This is a genomic window from Pseudomonas sp. B40(2017) (genome assembly GCF_002112855.1).
Classification (GTDB): domain Bacteria; phylum Pseudomonadota; class Gammaproteobacteria; order Pseudomonadales; family Pseudomonadaceae; genus Aquipseudomonas; species Aquipseudomonas pharyngis.
The window spans coordinates 85936-106468 of the sequence record NZ_NEIT01000011.1 but is presented as its reverse complement, the minus strand read 5'-3'; the positions used below and the strand labels follow the sequence as shown (position 1 = coordinate 106468).

15 protein-coding genes are annotated in these 20533 nt (G+C 60.3%); 9 read left to right on the top strand and 6 right to left on the bottom strand.

Features of this window, described 5'->3' with window-relative positions; translation table 11 throughout:
• The first annotated feature begins 85 nt into the window (after positions 1–85).
• The 3 genes from topA to CAF76_RS27100 all read left to right on the top strand — a co-directional run bounded on the left by topA (position 86) and on the right by CAF76_RS27100 (position 3754).
• Positions 86–2716, top strand: a complete 2631-nt coding sequence (gene topA / locus CAF76_RS27110) for a type I DNA topoisomerase (RefSeq protein ID WP_064598120.1) — start codon at positions 86–88, stop codon at positions 2714–2716.
• A gap of 174 nt (positions 2717–2890) precedes the next feature.
• Positions 2891–3415, top strand: coding sequence for a DUF6586 family protein (locus tag CAF76_RS27105; RefSeq protein WP_064598118.1), 525 nt, complete (start codon positions 2891–2893; stop codon positions 3413–3415).
• Positions 3416–3520: 105 nt separating this feature from the next.
• Positions 3521–3754 carry a hypothetical protein gene (locus CAF76_RS27100; RefSeq protein WP_007953047.1) on the top strand — a complete coding sequence of 78 codons (234 nt, stop codon included), beginning with the start codon at positions 3521–3523 and terminating at the stop codon, positions 3752–3754.
• Positions 3755–3837: 83 nt separating this feature from the next.
• Here CAF76_RS27100 and sulA read toward each other — a convergent pair whose 3' ends face one another.
• Both sulA and lexA read right to left on the bottom strand, forming a co-directional pair.
• On the bottom strand, positions 3838–4311 hold the full coding sequence (gene sulA / locus CAF76_RS27095) for an SOS-induced cell division inhibitor SulA (RefSeq protein WP_085649304.1): 474 nt from the start codon (positions 4309–4311) through the stop codon (positions 3838–3840).
• Positions 4312–4321: 10 nt separating this feature from the next.
• The gene (gene lexA / locus CAF76_RS27090) at positions 4322–4930 is read right to left on the bottom strand and encodes a transcriptional repressor LexA (RefSeq protein WP_007953044.1); all 609 of its coding nucleotides are present in this window, start codon (positions 4928–4930) and stop codon (positions 4322–4324) included.
• Positions 4931–5160: 230 nt separating this feature from the next.
• Between lexA and psrA the strand changes: the two genes are divergently transcribed.
• From psrA to CAF76_RS27075, 3 genes are all read left to right on the top strand, one after another.
• Positions 5161–5868 (top strand): transcriptional regulator PsrA, encoded by a 708-nt coding sequence (psrA, locus tag CAF76_RS27085; RefSeq protein WP_085649303.1) that lies wholly within the window; start codon positions 5161–5163, stop codon positions 5866–5868.
• Between the two features lie 158 nt (positions 5869–6026).
• A complete protein-coding gene (nagZ, locus tag CAF76_RS27080) occupies positions 6027–7037 on the top strand; it encodes a beta-N-acetylhexosaminidase (protein WP_085649302.1) in 1011 nt (336 codons plus the stop codon).
• Between the two features lie 13 nt (positions 7038–7050).
• Complete coding sequence (locus tag CAF76_RS27075; RefSeq protein WP_085649301.1) at positions 7051–7788, top strand: S-methyl-5'-thioinosine phosphorylase; 738 nt, start codon at positions 7051–7053, stop codon at positions 7786–7788.
• A 114-nt stretch (positions 7789–7902) separates the two neighbouring features.
• Here CAF76_RS27075 and CAF76_RS27070 read toward each other — a convergent pair whose 3' ends face one another.
• The 3 genes from CAF76_RS27070 to mfd are packed head-to-tail and all read right to left on the bottom strand — an operon-like array spanning position 7903 to position 14631.
• On the bottom strand, positions 7903–10593 hold the full coding sequence (locus CAF76_RS27070; protein ID WP_085649300.1) for a DEAD/DEAH box helicase: 2691 nt from the start codon (positions 10591–10593) through the stop codon (positions 7903–7905).
• An 11-nt stretch (positions 10594–10604) separates the two neighbouring features.
• On the bottom strand, positions 10605–11171 hold the full coding sequence (locus CAF76_RS27065) for a CsiV family protein (protein WP_064598109.1): 567 nt from the start codon (positions 11169–11171) through the stop codon (positions 10605–10607).
• A 10-nt stretch (positions 11172–11181) separates the two neighbouring features.
• Complete coding sequence (gene mfd, locus CAF76_RS27060) at positions 11182–14631, bottom strand: transcription-repair coupling factor (RefSeq protein ID WP_064598107.1); 3450 nt, start codon at positions 14629–14631, stop codon at positions 11182–11184.
• A 354-nt stretch (positions 14632–14985) separates the two neighbouring features.
• On the opposite strand from mfd, the gene CAF76_RS27055 reads away from it, so the two are divergent.
• A complete protein-coding gene (locus CAF76_RS27055; protein WP_039772791.1) occupies positions 14986–16449 on the top strand; it encodes a glyceraldehyde-3-phosphate dehydrogenase in 1464 nt (487 codons plus the stop codon).
• 65 nt (positions 16450–16514) lie between these two features.
• On the opposite strand, the gene CAF76_RS27050 is transcribed toward CAF76_RS27055, so the two are convergent.
• Complete coding sequence (locus CAF76_RS27050) at positions 16515–17807, bottom strand: MFS transporter (RefSeq protein WP_085649299.1); 1293 nt, start codon at positions 17805–17807, stop codon at positions 16515–16517.
• Between the two features lie 53 nt (positions 17808–17860).
• Here CAF76_RS27050 and CAF76_RS27045 point away from each other — a divergent pair, with 53 nt between their 5' ends.
• Together CAF76_RS27045 and sthA are read left to right on the top strand one after the other, a co-directional pair.
• Positions 17861–18910 (top strand): FAD:protein FMN transferase, encoded by a 1050-nt coding sequence (locus CAF76_RS27045; RefSeq protein WP_178076203.1) that lies wholly within the window; start codon positions 17861–17863, stop codon positions 18908–18910.
• Positions 18911–19107: 197 nt separating this feature from the next.
• Positions 19108–20502 (top strand): Si-specific NAD(P)(+) transhydrogenase, encoded by a 1395-nt coding sequence (gene sthA / locus CAF76_RS27040; RefSeq protein ID WP_007953019.1) that lies wholly within the window; start codon positions 19108–19110, stop codon positions 20500–20502.
• The last annotated feature ends 31 nt before the right edge of the window (positions 20503–20533 follow it).

Genomic DNA, 20533 nt, shown 5'->3' with positions numbered 1-20533 from the left:
CCTCACCTTGTAGCCACTATATATAGCGGTGCCGCGTCAGGCGCCAACCGCCTTTCACTTCTAGAATTCAGGAATTTTCTGATCCATGGGCAAATCGCTGGTCATTGTGGAATCCCCGGCTAAGGCCAAGACCATCAACAAGTATCTGGGCAACCAATACGTGGTGAAGTCGAGTATCGGCCATATCCGAGACCTGCCCACCAGCGGTTCGGCTAGCGCCAGCAAGGAGCCAGCCGCCAAGCGTGGCAAGGCTGCTGCGGGCGAAGCGCCAGCGCTGTCGCCGAAAGAGAAGGCGCGCAAGCAGCTGGTCTCGCGTATGGGGGTCGATCCCGAACACGGCTGGAAAGCCAAGTACGAGATCCTCCCGGGCAAGGAAAAGGTCATCGAAGAGCTGCGCCGGCTCGCCAAGGATGCTGACACCATCTATCTCGCAACCGACTTGGATCGCGAGGGGGAAGCCATTGCCTGGCACCTGCGCGAAGCCATCGGTGGTGACGACAGCCGCTACAAGCGCGTGGTGTTCAACGAAATCACCAAGAAGGCGATTCAGGAAGCCTTCTCGGAGCCGGGCGAACTCGACATCGATCGAGTGAACGCGCAGCAAGCCCGTCGTTTCCTCGACCGCGTCGTCGGCTACATGGTCTCGCCGCTGCTGTGGGCCAAGATCGCCCGTGGCCTGTCCGCCGGTCGCGTGCAATCGGTTGCCGTGAAACTGGTGGTCGAGCGTGAGCGTGAAATCCGCGCGTTCAACCCGGAAGAGTACTGGGAAGTGCATGCCGATCTCGGCACCGCCAAAGGCTCGACCGTGCGTTTCGAAGTGGCTCGAGAGAAAGGCGAAGCCTTCAAGCCATTGAACGAAGCGCAAGCGACGGCCGCGCTGGAGAAGCTCAAGTCCTCCAGCTACAGCATCGTCAAGCGTGAAGACAAACCGACCAGCAGCAAGCCATCGGCACCGTTCATCACCTCCACACTGCAACAGGCCGCGAGCAACCGCTTGGGCTTCGGTGTGAAGAAAACCATGATGATGGCCCAGCGTCTCTACGAAGCCGGCTACATCACTTATATGCGTACCGACTCGACCAACCTCTCGGCTGATGCCGTGACGATGGCGCGCGATTACATCGAGACCGAGTTCGGCAAGAAGTATCTGCCGGAGTCGCCGAACGTCTACAGCAGCAAAGAAGGCGCACAAGAGGCTCACGAAGCGATTCGCCCTTCCGACGCCAACACCACGCCAAGCAAGCTGGCTGGTATGGAGCGCGACGCTGAGCGCCTCTACGAGCTGATCTGGCGCCAGTTCCTGGCTTGCCAGATGTTGCCGGCGCAATACCTGTCGACCACTGTCAGCGTCGCTGCCGGCGATTTCGAGCTGCGCGCCAAGGGCCGCATCCTGAAGTTCGACGGTTACACCCGTGTGCTGCCGCAAATCACCAAACCTGGCGATGACGACGTTCTGCCCGACATGGCGCAGGGCGACGTGATGAAGCTGATCAAGCTCGATCCGTCCCAGCACTTCACCAAGCCGCCGGCCCGGTATTCGGAAGCCAGCCTGGTGAAAGAAATGGAAAAACGCGGCATCGGCCGTCCTTCGACCTATGCGGCGATCATCTCGACCATTCAGGATCGCGGCTACGTGACCCTGCACAACCGTCGTTTCTATTCGGAAAAGATGGGCGACATCGTTACCGAACGTCTGTCGGAAAGCTTCTCGAACCTCATGGACTACGGCTTCACCGCCGGTATGGAAGAGAATCTCGATGACGTGGCTCAGGGCGAGCGCGACTGGAAAAACGTGCTGGATGAATTCTACGGCGACTTCAAGAAAAAACTTGAAGTAGCAGAGAATCCGGAAGCCGGCATGCGTGCCAACCAGCCGGTGATGACCGATATTCCGTGCACCACCTGCGGCCGTCCAATGCAGATCCGTACTGCATCGACCGGAGTGTTCCTCGGCTGCTCGGGTTACAGCCTGCCGCCGAAAGAGCGCTGCAAGGCGACCGTCAACCTGGTGCCGGGCGACGAAATCGCGGCGGACGATGAGGGTGAGTCGGAATCCCTGGTACTGCGCGGCAAGCATCGCTGCCCGATCTGCAGCACGGCGATGGATGCCTACCTGCTCGACGAAAAGCGCAAGCTGCACATCTGCGGTAACAACCCGGATTGCGCCGGCTACGAAATCGAGGAAGGTAGCTACCGCATCAAGGGCTACGAAGGGCCGAGCCTGGAATGCGATAAGTGCGGCAGCGAGATGCAGCTCAAGACCGGCCGTTTCGGCAAGTTCTTCGGTTGCACCAACCCGACGTGCAAGAACACCCGCAAGCTGCTGAAAAGCGGTGATGCGGCGCCGCCGAAGATGGATCCGGTGAAGATGCCTGAGCTGAAATGCGAGAAGGTCAACGACACCTACATCCTGCGTGACGGAGCGTCCGGCCTGTTCCTGGCGGCCAGTCAGTTCCCGAAAAACCGCGAGACCCGTGCTCCGCTGGTGATCGAGATTCTGCCGCACAAGGACGAGATCGATCCGAAGTACCACTTCCTGTGCGAAGCGCCGCAGAAGGATCCGGATGGTCTGCCAGCCGTGATCCGCTACAGCCGCAAGACCAAAGAACAGTATGTTCAGACCGAAGTTGACGGCAAGCCGACTGGCTGGAAAGCGTTCTTTGACGGTGGCAAGTGGACGGTCGAGGACAAGCGTCCGGCGAAAGCCAAGGCGTGAGCTGACTCCGACCTTGCGATGGGCTGATGTTATCGGCCCAATACGACAAAAGGCCGCATGACAACCTTCGGGTTTTCATGCGGCCTTTTTGTTTAATGCTTGCGGTCGGATCGGCTGATCCACGACACTGTCCGGCCTGTGTGAAGCAATTATTTCGTTGTGGAGAGTGCCGACATGGCCAACGAACTCTATACCCGTACCAATCAGAAGATCTATTTCGCGGGTTTGTCGCTGGAAGCGCTGGCCAGGGCGGAAGAGGGGCGGGCGATGAACTCGCTGGCGCTGATTCAGGCCGGGCGCGAATCCGCATTGTTTCATCTCTATGGTGCGTTGTTGGGTTTGTGTCATGAAATTGCCGGTTTCTACCGTCTGCCGCAAGCCAATGCGGCGCGAGCGGAAGCCCTGCTGACCCGCGAAGTGCTGGAGTCGATCGCCATTCCAGAGTTGGCAGAGATGATTGAGCTGGCGGGCAATCCGGAGACCTGGCTGTCTAAGTTACTGGCCGCGCATTCGGCGTTGTTTCAGCCGCCACGCGTGCCACACAAGCCGAAGGGCGATGTGACGCAGCCATTGATTCAGGCAGTGAATCTGGATGAAGAAGAGGTGGTTGAAGAGTTGAGCCGTGAAGAGCTCGAGAGCTGGCGGCAGAACCTCAAGGGGCTGGCGCTCCGTTTCCGTGAAGGCTTGAGCGAGTGCTGAGGGGCGTGGGTTGGCGGCGACGAGAGGCGTGCTGCTGGTCAAGATCCCGAGCGAAGCCTGAATGATGTCTATATAATCCCTGCCTTTCGTGGAGATCAGACCTATATGCCAACGTCCTTTCTAGAAATTGTCGAGCTACCAGACGGCCGAATCGAACTGCGCAGGGCCGAGGACGAGGGTTCTCTGGTGACTCTGGATTTCTCCGAGGATGCCAAGGCGTTTCTGCAGGGCCAGCACGTTGAAATTGCCAAGGCGATGTTGAGCGTTGGCGTGCAAATGGCGGGGCGTATGGTTGAAGGTGAATTCGATAAGGATGAGGGGCCGCGGGTTCTTCATTGATCCGCTGTCTCCCAGTTCCTGCTCCAGATCGGCTTCTCTATCCCTGGAGAAGCCCTGCGCTTTATATGGCGCGCATTGTTGAATCACCCCAAACGAATGTTCAGGCTTTGAGCGTCTCCTGTACGGGCGGCGCTGATCAGCTGTTGCCGTGACCCTGCGCTCAGTGGGTTCAGCCATGTGACGACTGTGTGGCTGCGGCCCAGGCGTAATGCCTCGCAGGCCAGTTGCTGAGCGCTTTGAGCGCCGCGCGGCTGTAACAGCAGGATGCGTTCGCGATTCAATCCAGCGTCCCGCAGCCAGGTCTGGGTCAGGCTGGCAGGCGGTGCAATCAGGGTCAGCCAGCGTGCGTCCTGATCCTCGCTCAGTTCGCGAAGAATCGGCGCCAGCAGGTTCAGGCAGTTCCCGGCCGCACCGCGCAGTGACAGCTCGCTGAACGCTTCAGGTTCGGTATTCCACGGACGCTCGACGACATCCTTGAGGATGGGGGCGAGTGGTTGCGCCAGAAATGCCTCGAACAACGGCAGTTGTGTTTGCTGAGGTGCGTGTGAGAACTGCATAAAGCCTCCTTTAGCGGCGGATGACGCCGACACTCAAGCCTTCGATCACCAGTTCCTGATCTTTCAGGTTGACTTCGATAGGGGCGAACTCGGGGTTTTCGGCAATCAGCCAGACTTTGCTGCCATCACGCTTGAAGCGTTTGACGGTGACTTCGTCGCCGATCCGGGCAACCACGATCTGACCGTTGCGTGCCTCGCGGGTGGTGTGAACCGCCAGCAAGTCGCCGTCGAAAATGCCGATGTCCTTCATGCTCATCCCGTGGACGCGCAACAGGTAGTCGGCGCGCGGATGAAAGAAGGCCGGGTTGATGTTGCAGGACTCTTCGATGTGTTGCTGGGCGAGGATCGGCGCACCGGCAGCCACTCGACCGATGATCGGCAGGGTGGACTCGTCGACCTTGGCTTCGAAGCCAGGGATTCGAATGCCGCGAGAGGCGCCAGGTGTCATCTCGATAGCGCCTTTGCGGGCGAGCGCCTTGAGGTGCTCTTCGGCCGCGTTGGGTGATTTGAAACCCAGTTCCTGAGCGATTTCCGCACGGGTCGGCGGGTAGCCGTTGTCTTCGAGGCAGCGTTTGATAAAGGCCAGAATCTCGGCTTGGCGTGGCGTCAGCTTAAGCATATTGATCGCTCTGTCTTTTTATACAGTGACTGGGATTATATACAGTGAAGCGGTCTTGGCAATCATCGTTTTTTGCCATGCCGCCGGACGGTCAGTGACGACCCTGATTAATGTGGCGTCCTTGTTGTGGTTAAATATCTGACTGACCATTCCCAAAACGAACCGGCAGGCTTGACAAGGCACAGACTGAAACGTATGTTTCAAACAAGTGTTTGTCAGGCGGAGTAGCCATGGCCCAGTCGGAAACCGTTGAACGCATTCTCGATGCTGCAGAACAGCTGTTCGCGGAAAAAGGTTTTGCTGAAACCTCATTGCGTCTGATCACCAGCAAGGCAGGGGTCAATCTCGCTGCGGTGAACTATCACTTCGGCTCGAAGAAGGCGCTGATCCAGGCGGTTTTCTCGCGCTTTCTCGGTCCGTTCTGCACCAGCCTCGACAAAGAGTTGGAGCGCCGCCAGGCCAAACCAGAGAACAAGCCTTCGCTCGAAGAGCTGCTGGAAATCCTCGTCGAGCAAGCGCTGGTGGTACAGCCACGCAGCGGCAACGATCTGTCGATCTTCATGCGTTTGCTCGGTCTGGCATTCAGTCAGAGCCAGGGCCACTTGCGCCGTTATCTGGAAGACATGTACGGCAAGGTATTCCGCCGCTATATGTTGCTGGTAAATGAAGCTGCGCCGCGTATTCCTCCAATCGAACTGTTCTGGCGTGTCCACTTCATGCTCGGTGCCGCAGCATTCAGCATGTCGGGTATCAAGGCCTTGCGCGCGATTGCCGAGACCGATTTCGGCGTCAACACCTCCATCGAGCAGGTGATGCGTCTGATGGTGCCGTTCCTGGCGGCCGGCATGCGTGCCGAAACCGGCGTCACGGACACGGCCATGGCCACAGCGCAGTTGCGTCCACGCAGCAAATCCGCGCCGGTACCTGCCAAGGTTTGACCGTTCATGGGTGGGCGCGGCAGCTGACATCCGCTAAGCTAGCCGCCCATGTCGACTCTCGTTCTGAACCCGTTTCTCATTGAAATCACCGACCCGCCGGGCAATGTCCCTGGTGGTGATTTCGTGGGCGACGGGTTTTTCGTTTTCAAGGAATCTCTATGACTGCTGGCCTGCAAGGCTCGTTGATGGTGGACGTCGCCGGTACCTGGCTGACGGCCGAAGATTGCCAATTGTTGCGCCAGCCCGAAGTGGGCGGCCTGATCATTTTTGCCCGCAACATCGAGCATCCGCGTCAGGTACGCGAGCTGAGCGCGGCGATCCGTGCCATTCGTCCGGACTTGCTGCTGGCGGTGGATCAGGAAGGCGGTCGCGTCCAGCGTCTGCGTCAGGGCTTCGTCCGTTTGCCAGCCATGCGCGCCATCGCTGATAACCCGAACGCCGAGTATCTGGCCGAGCAATGCGGCTGGATCATGGCCACCGAAGTGCTGGCAGTCGGACTCGACCTGAGCTTCGCGCCGGTGCTGGATCTGGATTACCAGCGCAGCGCCGTGGTCGGCACCCGCTCGTTTGAAGGTGACCCGGAGCGCGCCGCACTGCTCGCAGGCGCTTTCATCAAAGGCATGAACAGCGCGGGCATGGCCGCCACCGGCAAGCATTTCCCCGGCCATGGCTGGGCGGAAGCCGACTCCCACGTCGCGATCCCCAACGACGAGCGCAGCCTCGAAGAGATCCGCGCCAACGACCTGGTGCCGTTCGCCAGACTCAGCAAGCAACTGGCCGCGGTCATGCCGGCTCACGTGATTTATCCGCAAGTCGACACACAACCTGCCGGTTTCTCCCGGCGCTGGCTGCAGGACATCCTGCGTGGAGAGTTGCAGTTCGACGGCGTGATCTTCAGCGACGACCTGTCGATGGCCGGCGCCCACGTGGTTGGCGACGCCGCCAGCCGTATCGAAGCGGCACTGAGTGCCGGTTGCGACATGGGCCTGGTGTGCAACGACCGCGCAGCCGCCGAGCTGGCCCTGAGTGCCGCGCAGCGCATGAAGGTCAAGCCGTCGCCGCGCATCGCACGCATGCGCGGTCAGGCATTCGCCAATACCGAATACCGTCAGGATCCGCGCTGGCTGACCGCTGTCGGCGCGCTCAAAGACGCTCAACTGATCGATTAAGGATTTTTTCGCTATGACGGTTTACGCAATCATTGGCGGCACCGGCCTGACCCAGCTGGAAGGCCTGAGCATTCGTCAGTCGCTGGCGGTGGATACGCCTTATGGCGCGCCATCGGCCGAGGTCCAGATTGGCGAATACGCCGGCAAGGAAGTGCTGTTCCTCGCTCGTCACGGTCACCCGCATCGCTTCCCGCCGCACAAGGTCAACTACCGCGCCAACCTGTGGGCGTTGAAGCAGGCCGGAGCCGAAGCGATCATTGCGGTCAACGCCGTGGGTGGGATTCATCCAGCGATGGGCACCGGGCATTTCTGCGTGCCGCATCAGATCGTGGACTACACCAGTGGTCGCGAGCACACCTATTTCGCCGACGACCTGGAACATGTCACACACATCGACTTCAGCTTTCCCTACAGCGAACCGCTGCGTCAGCGACTGATTGCTGCATTGGCCGCGGAAGGGTGCGAGTACAGCGTTCAAGGCGTTTATGCCTGCACCCAGGGCCCGCGTCTGGAAACCGTGGCCGAGATCGTGCGACTGGAGCGTGACGGCTGCGACATCGTCGGCATGACCGGCATGCCGGAAGCGGCGCTGGCTCGCGAGCTGGATCTGGATTACGCGTGTCTGTCGCTGGTGGTGAATCCGGCGGCGGGCAAGACCACGGAAGTGATCACCATGGCCGAGATCGAGCAGGCGTTGCACGACGGCATGGGCAAAGTGAAGTCGACGTTGGCGCGGGTGCTGAAGGGCTGAGTCTGGCTCGAAACCGAGTCGAGCCATTCGCGGGCAAGCCCGCTCCCACAGGTTAAGCGCTATCTCTGTGGGAGCGGGCTTGCCCGCGAATCGATCTGGTAGACGACAAAGACTTCAGCGCTTGTCGAATTTGTCCGGCAGCGGCGCAAACAGCGCCTCGATATCATCACTCTGCAATTTCCAGTCCCCGGCCTTGCGCCCATCCAGCACGCCGGCCGCCAGGTCGGATTTTTCCCGCTGCAAGTGTTGAATCTTCTCCTCGACCGTGCCCCGGGCAATCATCTTGTAGACGAACACCGGCTTCTCCTGGCCAATGCGATACGCGCGGTCGGTTGCCTGATTTTCGGTCGCCGGGTTCCACCACGGATCGTAGTGAATCACCGTGTCCGCTTCCGTCAGGTTCAGGCCCACACCGCCAGCTTTCAGGCTGATGAGAAAGATCTGACGCTTGCCGCTCTGGAATTCCTTCACCGGTGTACGCCGATCACGGGTCTGTCCCGTCAACAGCGCATAGGCGACATTGCGTTTTTTCAGCTCGTCCTCGATCAGTGACAGCATCGAAGTGAACTGCGAAAACAGCAGAATCCGCCGGCCTTCCTCAAACAACTCCTCGAGCATTTCCATCAGACTGTCGAGCTTGCCCGACGTGCTGCCGCGAGCGGGCAGGGTGGCGTCATTGACCAGGCGCAAATCGCAACAGACCTGACGCAGCTTGAGCAACGCTTCAAGAATGATGATCTGACTGCGCGCCACGCCTTTACGGGTGATTTCGTCGCGAACCTTTTTATCCATGGCCAGGCGCATGGTTTCGTACACGTCGCGCTGCGCTTCGTTGAGCTCGACCCAATGAATGATTTCGGTTTTCGGCGGCAGCTCGGTCGCAACCTGCTCCTTGGTGCGGCGCAGCAGAAACGGTTTGATCCGACCGTTGAGGTGCTGAAGTCTGACTTCGCTCGCGCGTTTTTCAATCGGCACGCGGTAATCGGCGTTGAAGCTTTTGACGTCGCCGAGCCAGCCGGGCAGCAGAAAGTGAAACAGCGACCACAGTTCGCCCAAGTGATTCTCCAGTGGCGTCCCGCTCAGGCACAGGCGCTGACGCGCATTGAGTTCACGGGCAGCCTGGGCGGCTTTGCTGTTCGGGTTCTTGATGTACTGCGCTTCATCCAGCACCAGCACGTGCAGCGGCTGCTGGGCCAGACGTTCGACATCCTTGGGCAGCAGCGCATAGGTTGTGAGGATCAGGTCGTAATCGGCCAGATGCTCGAAATGCTTTTTGCGGCTTGCGCCGTACAGGGCGACCACCTTGAGCTGCGGCGTGAAGTGCGCTGCTTCGTCCAGCCAGTTGGGAATCAGGCTGGTAGGCATCACCACCATGCACGGGCGATCCAGGCGTCCGGCGTTCTTCTCGCTGAGAATATGCGCCAATGTCTGTAGGGTTTTGCCCAATCCCATGTCGTCCGCGAGAATCCCGCCGACCTCAAGTTGCCGCAGCGACTGCATCCAGCTCAAGCCTTCGAGCTGATAAGGACGCAGCGTCGCATTCAGTCCCTTCGGTGCTTTGGCGCTGTAATCGCGGATATCACGCAAGCGCTGGGCGAAGCTGCGAATCTGCTCGCCACCCTCCCAGAGCAGGGGAATGCCTTCCAGCGAATTCAGGCGCGTGGCGTCGGCCTTGCTCAGGCGCAGGGTGGTTTCGCCCGGTTCCTGCAAATAAAACTCGCCCAAGGTCGCCAACACCGGTTTCAGCCGGCCGAGGGGCAGGGCGACTTGCAGCGGCCCGTGCTCGCTGTTGCGTTGCGGGATGTTCACCAGAATCAGTTCATCGTCGCGACGTCGGGCGAGACGTTCCGGATTGAGGATTTCCGTGTGCGAACGCATCAGGTTGAGCAGGATCGGCAGCAGGCTCAGGCGCTCACCGTTAACGATGATCCCCAGCTCCAGATCGAACCAGTCGCGCTCCGGCGTCTGCTCGACGGTGGCGTACCAATCGTCAACGGTGGTCAGGTCGAAGCCGAACTCATCGTCGACCAGCAACTCCCAGCCCTGGGTGCGCAGTTTCGGCAGATCGTTGAGGGTGAACGTCAGCCAGGCGCTGTCGTTGACCATCTCGTAGAGTTCGCCGGCGCTTTCCGGCAGGGCCTTGCTCTGCCGGGTGGCGATGCGGAAACCGAGAATTCGCAGCTGCTCGCGGTAGCTTTGCTCGACGTCCGGATGGCGCTTGACCCGCAGGGTCTGCGCTTCCTGGCGAATCAGAATGTCGCTGTTCTTCTGGCCGCTGACGTATTCGTCGAGGTAACTGAAGGACAGCGCCGCACGATGCTGGATGTAACGCTGCATCTTGCCGTTGCGCGGTTCGAACGCGCTGAATTCGACGCTGGCCAGCCACAAACGCGGCACCGGTTGCACGTTGTCCACCAGCACTTGCGGCGGCGCTTTCGGGCTGCGGTTTTCCAGCACAGCCTGGAGTTTTTCCAGAAGTTCGGCGTCTTTGGCAGCGGCGGGGTATTCGAGGGTTTCCTGCACTTGCAGCAACACCGCCGCGCAATGTTTGCAGTTGCTGTGTACCGGGCAGGTGCAGGTAGCGTCGACCATCAGCAGTGTGCCTTTGGCCGACTCGCGCAGGTGAATCGTCTGACGGTAGACGTTACCGCCAGAGCCTTCGCAGCTGGCGGTAATGGTTGCATCGCCGACCTGCACGAATCGCACCCGGTTTTCCAGTGCGTAGCGGCGGCCGCGCTCCAGGCTTTGTTCCTTGAATCGGCTGACCCAGGAGGAGGCCAGCGGTTTACTCAGTGGCGGGGGCATAAGGACTTCGATCAGTCCGGAACGACTTCAGGCGCTTCCCGAGGCGCGGGCGCCGTCAGTGAAGTGATCTTGATCAGCAGGGCCAGGTGGCCGTTATCGAGGTAGTTGAGTTGGCCGTTCTTGGTGTGGCTGTCCTGTTTCAGGCGCTCGCTGGCGGTGACCATGCCGTTGGCGTCGATCTGGTTGACCCAGAAATCGGCGTTCACGTCGGTGAAGCGCCCGAGCTTCATTTCAATCGTGCCTTCGATCGGGAACTGGCCGAACTGCTCCTGACCTTCGCTGACCGCCACTTTGGCAGGCGTCTCGCCCAGGGTTTGCTGCCAGGCCTTATGCATCAGCACGCTGTACTCGCCGCTGGCGGTGAGTTTGGTCACAACGTCGTTCAGCGCCGGCGTGCGTTTGCTGTCATCGCCCAGCCGCTGGGCGCCTGCCGCCCAGTCTTCCGGTGCGGCGCGGCTGATAATCGCCGGTACAGCGTTCTGGCGTACCAGAATCATTTCGACCTGATACAGGTCATCGGCAAACGCCGTCGGTGCTACAAGCGTCAGTAGCAAGGTCAATGAGCGAAACAGGCGCATGCGGCGTCCTTCAAGCAGTTTTCGGGATGAGGCGCTCGAACAGCGCCTCCACAGTATTAAAGCGCTCTTCCGGGCGCTCCATCGGCACCTGGAACTTGAACATCGTGGCGCCTTCGAATTTGTAGCGTTTTGGCTGACTCTGGATCAGTTTGATCAGGGTCATCGGGTCGACCGGCGTCTGCGCCGCGAACTCGATGCGTCCGCCTTGCGGGCCGCCATCGACTTTCTTGATACCCAGCTGTTCGGCCTGCAATTTCAGCGCCGTGATGCGCACCAGATTCTTGGTCGGCTCCGGCAGTAGACCAAAGCGGTCAATCATCTCGACCTGCAGATCCTTCAGACCTTCCTCGTCGGTGGCCGAAGCGATGCGCTTGTACAGGATCAGGCGGGCGTGCACGTCCGGCAGGTAATCTTCCGGAATCAGCGCCGGCACCCGCAGGTTGACCTCCGGGCCACCGCCGAGCGGTTGGTCGAGGTTGGGCTGTTCACCCTTGCGGATCGACTTCACCGCGCGCTCGAGCATTTCCATGTACAGCGTGAATCCAACGGCCTGAATCTGCCCGCTCTGACCGTCGCCCAGCAGTTCGCCGGCGCCACGGATTTCCAGGTCGTTGGTGGCCAGCACGAAGCCAGCGCCAAGATCCTGAGTATTGGCAATCGCCTCCAGACGTTTTTCCGCATCGCCGGTGATCTGCTGGCGCGGTGGTGTCAGCAGGTAGGCGTAAGCCTGGTGGTGGCTACGCCCAACGCGGCCGCGCAACTGGTGCAACTGCGCCAGACCGAACTTGTCGGCACGCTCGATGATGATGGTGTTGGCGCTCGGCACGTCGATGCCCGTCTCGATGATGGTCGAGGCGATCAGCACGTTGAAGCGCTTGTGGTAGAAGTCGCTCATCACCTGTTCGAGCTCGCGTTCGCGCATCTGCCCGTGGCCGATGCCGATTCGCGCTTCCGGCACCAGTTCGGCCAGTTCGGCGGCGCATTTCTCGATGGTCTTCACGTCGTTGTGCAGGTAATAGACCTGACCGCCACGCAGCAACTCACGCAGCAGGGCTTCTTTGACCGTGCTCTTGTTCTGCTCCATGACGAAGGTGCGCACCGACAGGCGTCGCGCCGGCGGCGTGGCGATGATCGACAGGTCGCGCATGCCTGACACCGCCATGTTCAGCGTGCGCGGAATCGGCGTGGCGGTCAGCGTAAGAATGTCGACTTCGCTGCGCAGAGCCTTGAGCTGTTCCTTCTGACGGACACCGAAACGGTGCTCTTCGTCGATGATCACCAGCCCGAGGTTTTTGATCTTGACGTCGTCCTGCAGCAGCTTGTGAGTGCCGATCACGATATCGATATTGCCTTCGGCCAACTGAGCGACTGCAGCGTTCACTTCCTTGGCCGACTTGAAGCGGCTCATCACTTCCACGGTCACCGGCCAGTCGGCGAAGCGGTCGCGGAAGCTGTTGTAATGCTGCTGGGCGAGCAGGGTGGTCGGCACCAGGATCGCCACTTGCTTGCCGCCGTGCACGGCGATGAACGCGGCGCGCATGGCGACTTCGGTCTTGCCGAAACCCACATCGCCGCAGACCAGGCGATCCATCGGCTTCGGCGCGAGCATGTCTTCGCGCACGGCTTCGATGGTGGATTGCTGGTCCGGGGTTTCTTCGAACGGGAAACCGGCGCTGAACGTCGCGTAATCGGCCTTCGGATCGGCAAACGCATAACCTTCGCGGGCGGCGCGACGGGCGTAGATGTCGAGCAGTTCGGCAGCCACGTCGCGGACCTGTTCAGCGGCCTTGCGCTTGGCTTTCTGCCAGGTCTCGGAGCCGAGGCGGTGCAGCGGGGCCAGTGCGTCGTCGCTGCCGGTGTAACGGGCGATCAAATGCAGGTTGGCCACCGGCACGTAGAGCTTGGCGTTCTCGGCGTATTCGAGGGTCAGGAATTCGGCAGCCTGATTGTCGATTTCCAGAATCGTCAGGCCGAGATAACGACCGACACCATGGTCGATGTGCACCACCGGCGCGCCTTCGCGCAGCTCGGTGAGGTTCTTGATCACCGCATCGTTGTTGGCATCGGCGCGCTTTTCGCGACGGCGACGCTGCATCACGCGCTGGCCGAACAGCGGACTTTCCGCGACCAGTGCCAGGGCCGGCTCGTCCAGCATCAGGCCTTCGTCGAGCGGGGCGATGGTGATCGCCAGACGATCCTTGCTCGCGACAAAGTCCGGCCAGCTATCGACGGTTTTCGGGCGCAGCTTCAGGCGCTCGAGCAATTCCAGCAGTACTTCGCGACGACCTGCGGATTCGGCGGTGAACAGCACGCGCCCCGGGAATTCGTCGAGGAAGGCGGAAAGCGCGGCCAGTGGTTGCGTGGCCTTGGCCTCGATCGCCAGGTTCGGCAATGCCTGCGCCGGGAAGCGCTCGCGGCCTGCGCCGGTTTCCACATCCTGCTGGCTGGCGATTACGCGCGGCCAGTTCTTCAGGCGGGCGAAGCAATCTTCCACCGGCAGGAACAGTTCGGCTGGCGGCAATAAAGGACGCGATGGGTCGACGCGACGCTCTTCATAACGATTGCGCACGTCGTTCCAGAAGTTTTCCGCCGCCTGCTCGATGCCCGGCAGCGAGAACACTTGCGTGTCTTGCGGCAGGTAATCGAACAGGGTCGAGGTTTCTTCGAAGAACAGTGGCAGGTAGTACTCGATACCGGCCGGCGTGATGCCGCTGCTCAGGTCCTGGAAGATCGGGCAGCGGCGGAAATCGACGTCGAAGCGCTCGCGAAAGCGCGCCTTGAAGCGGGTGACCGCCTCTTTTTGCAGTGGGAATTCCTTGGCCGGCAGCAGCTTGACCGAATCGACCTTTTCAATGGAACGCTGGTTTTCCGGGTCGAAAGTGCGCAGGGTTTCGATTTCGTCGTCGAACAAGTCGATGCGATAGGGCAGTTTGCTGCCCATCGGGAACAGGTCGATCAGTGCACCGCGGACCGTGAACTCGCCGTGCTCGTAGACGGTGTCGACGTAGCGATAGCCGCTGGCTTCGAGCCGTGAGCGCATCTGCTCGACATCGAGTTTCTGCCCGACATCCAGCACCAGGCTGCTGCCGAGCAGGAATTTGGTCGGCGCCAGACGATGCAGGGCGGTGGTGATCGGCACCACCAGCACGCCATGTTCCAGCTCCGGCAGCCTATAAAGGCTGGCGATGCGCTGGGAAATGATGTCCTGGTGCGGCGAAAACAGATCGTAGGGCAGGGTTTCCCAGTCCGGGAAATGCAGCACCGGCAAATCCGGGGCGAAGAAACTCAGCTCCTGTTCCAGCCGTTCGGCACTCTGGCTGTCGGCGGTCAAAAGCAGCGTGAAGCGCTTGGCAGCGCTGGCAGCCTCGGCAATCGCCAGGCTCAGGGCGGCACCGGGGAGGTTGCCCCAGTGCTGTTTACCTGCCGCAGCAGGGAGAAGCGGTAGACGCAGAACAGGCACGGAAGGTTGAGCTCCAGGCGTTGCGACAAAGTCGGTAATTGTAGCGGCGTCCGGTGCCGCCTGTCAGTTGCAGGATGCGTCTATCTGCACCGTTTGGGAAAAATGTAGTGGTAACCATAAAAACCAGCGCTTTTTTTACGGTTATGTAGTGCCAAAAGTTGGTGGTGTTACGGAGGGTTACAGACATCGTCTAACAGTCGTCGAAAAACTGACTGCGCTGGAAGCCCCGTATTTACTGGGCTGGCGGAGAGCGTTATTTTTTTGGACGGATTTTTGTTACCGATTGCGCGACAAGCGCGCATTGCTACAAGAGGTTCTCGGCGGCATAATGTAGCCCCTTTTTTCTGCCCCTACATGTGGAAGGTTACCGTGACTCAGAAGCCCGACCAGTGTCTTGGTGAATGGATCGACCGTGAAGCACTCGCAGAAGCGATGATTCCGCTTATCGGTCAGCTCTACCGCAACAACAACGTGGTGAGCTCGATCTATGGCCGCAGCCTGATCAACCAGTCTGTCATCGCGATTCTCAAAGCTCACCGCTTTGCTCGCCACCGCTCTGCCGACGACAGCGAACTCTCCGTCCACGAAACATTCCCACTGCTCAAGGCCATGAGCGAGCTCAAGCTCGGCGCGGCCTCGGTAGATCTGGGCAAGCTGGCGTACAAATTCCGTAACGAAGGCAACGGCCGCACCGCCGAGCAGTTCGTGCGTGAAGAAATGGCTGACGTGGTTGGCCAGCAAAACGCTTCGGCCCGCAAAGGCACCGACGTTGTGCTGTACGGCTTCGGTCGTATCGGCCGTCTGCTGGCGCGTATCCTGATCGAGAAAACCGGTGGCGGCGACGGCCTGCGTCTGCGTGCCATCGTGGTGCGCAAGGGCGCCGAAAACGACCTGACCAAACGCGCCAGCCTGCTGCGTCGCGATTCGGTACACGGTTCGTTCAACGGCACCATCACCATCGACGAAGAAAACAACACCATCACCGCCAACGGCAACCTGATCCAGGTTATCTACGCGAAGAACCCTACCGAAGTGGATTACACCCAGTACGGCATCAAAGATGCGCTGCTGGTGGACAACACCGGTGTATGGCGTGATGCCGATGGCCTGGGTCAGCACCTCGCGTGCCCGGGTATCGACCGCGTTGTTCTGACCGCGCCTGGCAAGGGCAAGCTGAAGAACATCGTTCACGGTATCAACCACAACGAAATCACGGCTGACGACAAGATCGTGTCCGCTGCTTCCTGCACCACCAACGCCATCGTGCCGGTGCTGAAAGCCGTGAATGACAAGTTCGGCATCATCAACGGTCACGTCGAAACCGTTCACTCGTACACCAACGACCAGAACCTGATCGACAACTTCCACAAGGGCGATCGCCGTGGCCGTAGCGCCGCGCTGAACATGGTGATCACCGAGACCGGTGCCGCCACCGCTGCAGCCAAGGCCCTGCCTGAGCTGGCCGGCAAGCTGACCGGTAACGCGATCCGCGTTCCGACGCCGAACGTGTCCATGGCCATTCTCAACCTGAACCTTGAGAAAGCCGCCTCCCGTGAAGAGATGAACGAGTACCTGCGCTACATGGCGCTGCACTCCGATCTGCACAAGCAAATCGACTTCGTCAATTCGCAGGAAGTGGTTTCGACCGACTTCGTTGGCTCGCGCCACGCCGGTGTGGTCGACGCTGAAGCGACCATCGTTCAGGACAACCGCGTTGTTCTGTACGTCTGGTACGACAACGAGTTCGGCTACAGCTGCCAGGTGGTTCGCGTGATGGAAGACATGGCCGGTGTAAACCCGCCAGCGTTCCCGCGCTAAGCCTTAGCTGCAATTGAAAACGCCCCGACTCTGGTCGGGGCGTTTTTGTTTGCGCGCGATTTGTTTCAGCGGGGGATGGCGGCTTGGGCCGTGCGCAGTTCGTGCCTGTTGCCACGGAACAGCACCAGCGTGGCGATCAGGCCCAGCACCGCTGCGCCACTGAGCCAGATTCCCGGTGCCGCCTTGTTGTCCAGCACATGAATCAGATAAGTGCAGGCCGCCGGGGTAAAGCCACCGAAGGTCGCGGTCGCCAGGCTGTAGGCCAGCGAGAAGCCAGTCGTACGAACTTCTACCGGCATGATTTCGGTGAGTGCCACCACCATTGCCCCGTTGTACGAGCCGTACAGGAAGGACAGCCACAGCTCGACGATCAACAAATGGCTGAAGCTCGGATTCGCCACCAGCCACGACAGCGCCGGGTAAGCGGTCAGGATCGCCAGAATCGTCGCCGCCAGCAGTAGGGGTTTACGCCCGACCTTGTCAGACACCGCGCCCATCACCGGCAACCAGAAGAAGTTCGACAGACCGATGCACACGGTCACCAGCAACGCATCGAAGTCCGACAGGTGCAATTCCGCCTTGCCGAAGGTCGGTGTGTAGGCCGTGATCAGGTAGAACGACACCGTGGTCATGACCACCAGCGCCATGCCGGCGATGACGATGCCAAAGTTCTGACCGATCGAACGGATGATTTCCTGCAGGGTAGGGCGATGTTTACGCGCCTGGAACTCCGGGGTTTCCTCCAGCGAGCGGCGGATGACGAAAATCACTGGGACGATCATGCAGCCGATCAGGAACGGCACGCGCCAGCCCCATTCGCCCATCTGCTCCGGGCTCAACCAGTGGTTGAGGCCGACACCGAGCAGGCCGGCGAACACCACGGCGGCTTGCTGACTGGCGGACTGCCAACTGACGAAAAAGCCCTTGCGGCCCGGCGTGGCGATTTCCGCCAGGTACACCGACACACCGCCTAATTCGACGCCAGCCGAGAAGCCTTGCAGCAATCGTCCGAACAATACGATCAGCGGTGCAGCGACGCCCAGGGTGGCGTAGCCCGGAACGCAAGCAATCAGCACGGTACCGGCCGCCATCATGGCCAGCGTGATGATCAGGCCTTGGCGCCGGCCGTGTCGGTCGATGTAGGCACCGAGAAAAATCGCCCCCAACGGACGCATCAGGAAGCCGGCGCCGAAAGTGGCCAAGGAAAGCATGAGGGACGCGAAGGCGCTGTCGGTAGGGAAGAAGGTCTTGGCAATGGCCGTGGCATAGAAGCCGTAGACCATAAAGTCGAACATCTCGAGAAAGTTGCCGCTGACAACGCGAAAAATCGCCTTGCCTTTGCCGGTCGTGGAAGACATGGGTAGGTACTCGCTCTAAATCTTGTAAGAAAGCGTTGCGCTCGTAGCCCATAATGGCCGGCGCGGTTTTGCGGGGAGATGAAGAATTGTTAACTGGACGCTGGGTGATTCTCGTGCTGCTGACCGGGTTTTTGTCCAGCTGCGGCAACGGTGATTCCCTGGAGACTTTCGGCGGCCCGACGATGGGCAGCACCTATTCGATCAAGTACGTGCGCCACGCCAATCTGCCTGCGCCGCAGGAGGTGCGTGTCGAAGTGGAAAAAATCCTCGCGGACGTCGACCGGCAGATGTCGACTTACCGTGCGGACTCCGACATCTCGCGCTTCAATGCATTGCCGGCTGATCGCTGTCAGGTCATGCCCGCGCCGGTCCTTGAATTGATCCGCGTGGGCGAGCAGCTGTCGCAACAAAGCGAAGGCTCCTACGACCTCACCGTAGAACCGCTGATGAATTTGTGGGGTTTCGGCCCGCAAGGCCGTGAAGAAAAAGTCCCGGATGTGGCGGCGCTGGCCGAAGTGCGGCAGCGCGTCGGTCATCAGCACCTGCGCATCGACGGTGACCGGTTGTGCAAGGACGCGGCGGTCGAGGTGGATTTCAACAGCATCGCCGCCGGTTACGCGGTCGACACCATTGCCGCGCGGCTCCAGGCTCTGGGCATACATGATTACCTTGCCGAAGCTACCGGCGAGCTCAAGGCATCCGGCAAGAAGCCCGACGGTTCGCCATGGCGCATCGCACTGGAAGAACCGCGCGACGATCAGCAGGTTGCAGAGCGCGTCATCAATGTCGATGGCTACGGCCTCTCCACGTCCGGCGACTACCGCAACTTTTTTCAGCAGGATGGCCGGCGTTATTCCCACACCTTCGATGCCCGGACCGGTGCGCCGGTCCTGCATGACTTGGCGTCGGTCACGGTAATTCATCCTTCAGCGCTGATGGCCGATGGACTATCGACGCTGTTGCTGATTCTCGGCCCTGAAAGGGCCTGGGACTATGCCGAAAAACACGACATTGGTGCATTCTTTGTGATTCGTGCCGATAAAGGATTCGTCACACGCACCAGTCACGCGTTCGAACGGCTCAGTGGCGCAAAAGTTGACTGAGAACAGTACGAAAGCTGGCGTTGTAGTGCATGCAAAAGTAGCCTACGACGCGACCAAGGGTTAATGTGCGCGGCGTTGACGCTTCTATAGACTGTGTCCGGGTTTTCTACTGGCCCCCAATTGTTCCTTCGCGCCGTCGTTCGGCGTGATTTAGCCGCCGGTGCTGCTGGCACCGCGGCCTGTTCTGAGGAGTACGCATGGCTGTCTACAACTACGACGTGGTGGTGCTGGGTTCCGGCCCGGCGGGAGAAGGCGCGGCAATGAACGCCGCCAAAGCAGGGCGCAAGGTGGCGATGGTCGACAGCCGTCGCCAGGTCGGCGGCAACTGCACCCACCTGGGCACCATCCCGTCCAAGGCCCTGCGTCACTCGGTGCGGCAGATCATGCAGTTCAACACCAACCCGATGTTCCGTGCGATCGGCGAGCCGCGCTGGTTCTCCTTCCCGGACGTGTTGAAAAGCGCCGAGAAAGTCATTTCCAAACAAGTCGCTTCGCGTACCGGCTACTACGCCCGTAACCGCGTCGACGTGTTCTTCGGTACCGGCAGCTTCGCCGACGAGCAAACCATCGAAGTGGTCTGCGCCAACGGCGTGGTCGAGAAACTGGTGGCCAAGCACATCATCATCGCCACCGGTTCGCGTCCTTATCGCCCGGCGGACATCGATTTCCATCACCCGCGTATCTACGATAGCGACACCATCCTCAGCCTCGGTCACACCCCGCGCAAACTGATCGTTTACGGCGCCGGCGTGATCGGTTGCGAATACGCCTCGATCTTCAGCGGTCTGGGCGTGCTGGTCGAGTTGGTGGACAACCGCGGTCAGTTGCTGAGCTTCCTCGACTCGGAAATCTCCCAGGCGTTGAGCTACCACTTCAGCAACAACAACATCACCGTACGTCACAACGAAGAGTATGACCGCGTCGAAGGCGTGGACAACGGCGTGATCCTGCACCTGAAGTCCGGCAAGAAGATCAAGGCCGACGCCTTGCTCTGGTGCAACGGTCGTACCGGTAACACCGACCAGTTGGGTCTGGAAAACATCGGGGTCAAGGTCAACAGTCGTGGCCAGATCGAAGTCGACGAGAACTACCGCACCTGCGTGCAGAACATCTACGGCGCCGGTGACGTGATCGGCTGGCCGAGCCTGGCCAGTGCCGCCCACGACCAGGGTCGTTCGGCCGCTGGCAGCATCGTCGACAATGGCAGCTGGCGTTTCGTGAATGACGTGCCGACCGGCATCTACACCATTCCGGAGATCAGCTCGATCGGCAAGAACGAGCAGGAGCTAACCCAGGCCAAAGTGCCGTACGAAGTGGGCAAGGCGTTCTTCAAGAGCATGGCGCGGGCACAGATCGCCGGCGAGCCGCAAGGCATGCTGAAGATCCTGTTCCACCGTGAAACCCTCGAAGTGTTGGGCGTTCACTGCTTCGGTTATCAGGCGTCGGAGATCGTGCACATCGGTCAGGCGATCATGAACCAGCCGGGCGAACTGAATACCCTGAAGTACTTCGTCAACACAACGTTCAACTACCCGACCATGGCCGAAGCCTATCGGGTAGCGGCGTACGACGGCCTCAACCGGCTTTTTTGACGGGCTCCGGCCGGTGGCCTGAGCCGGCCGG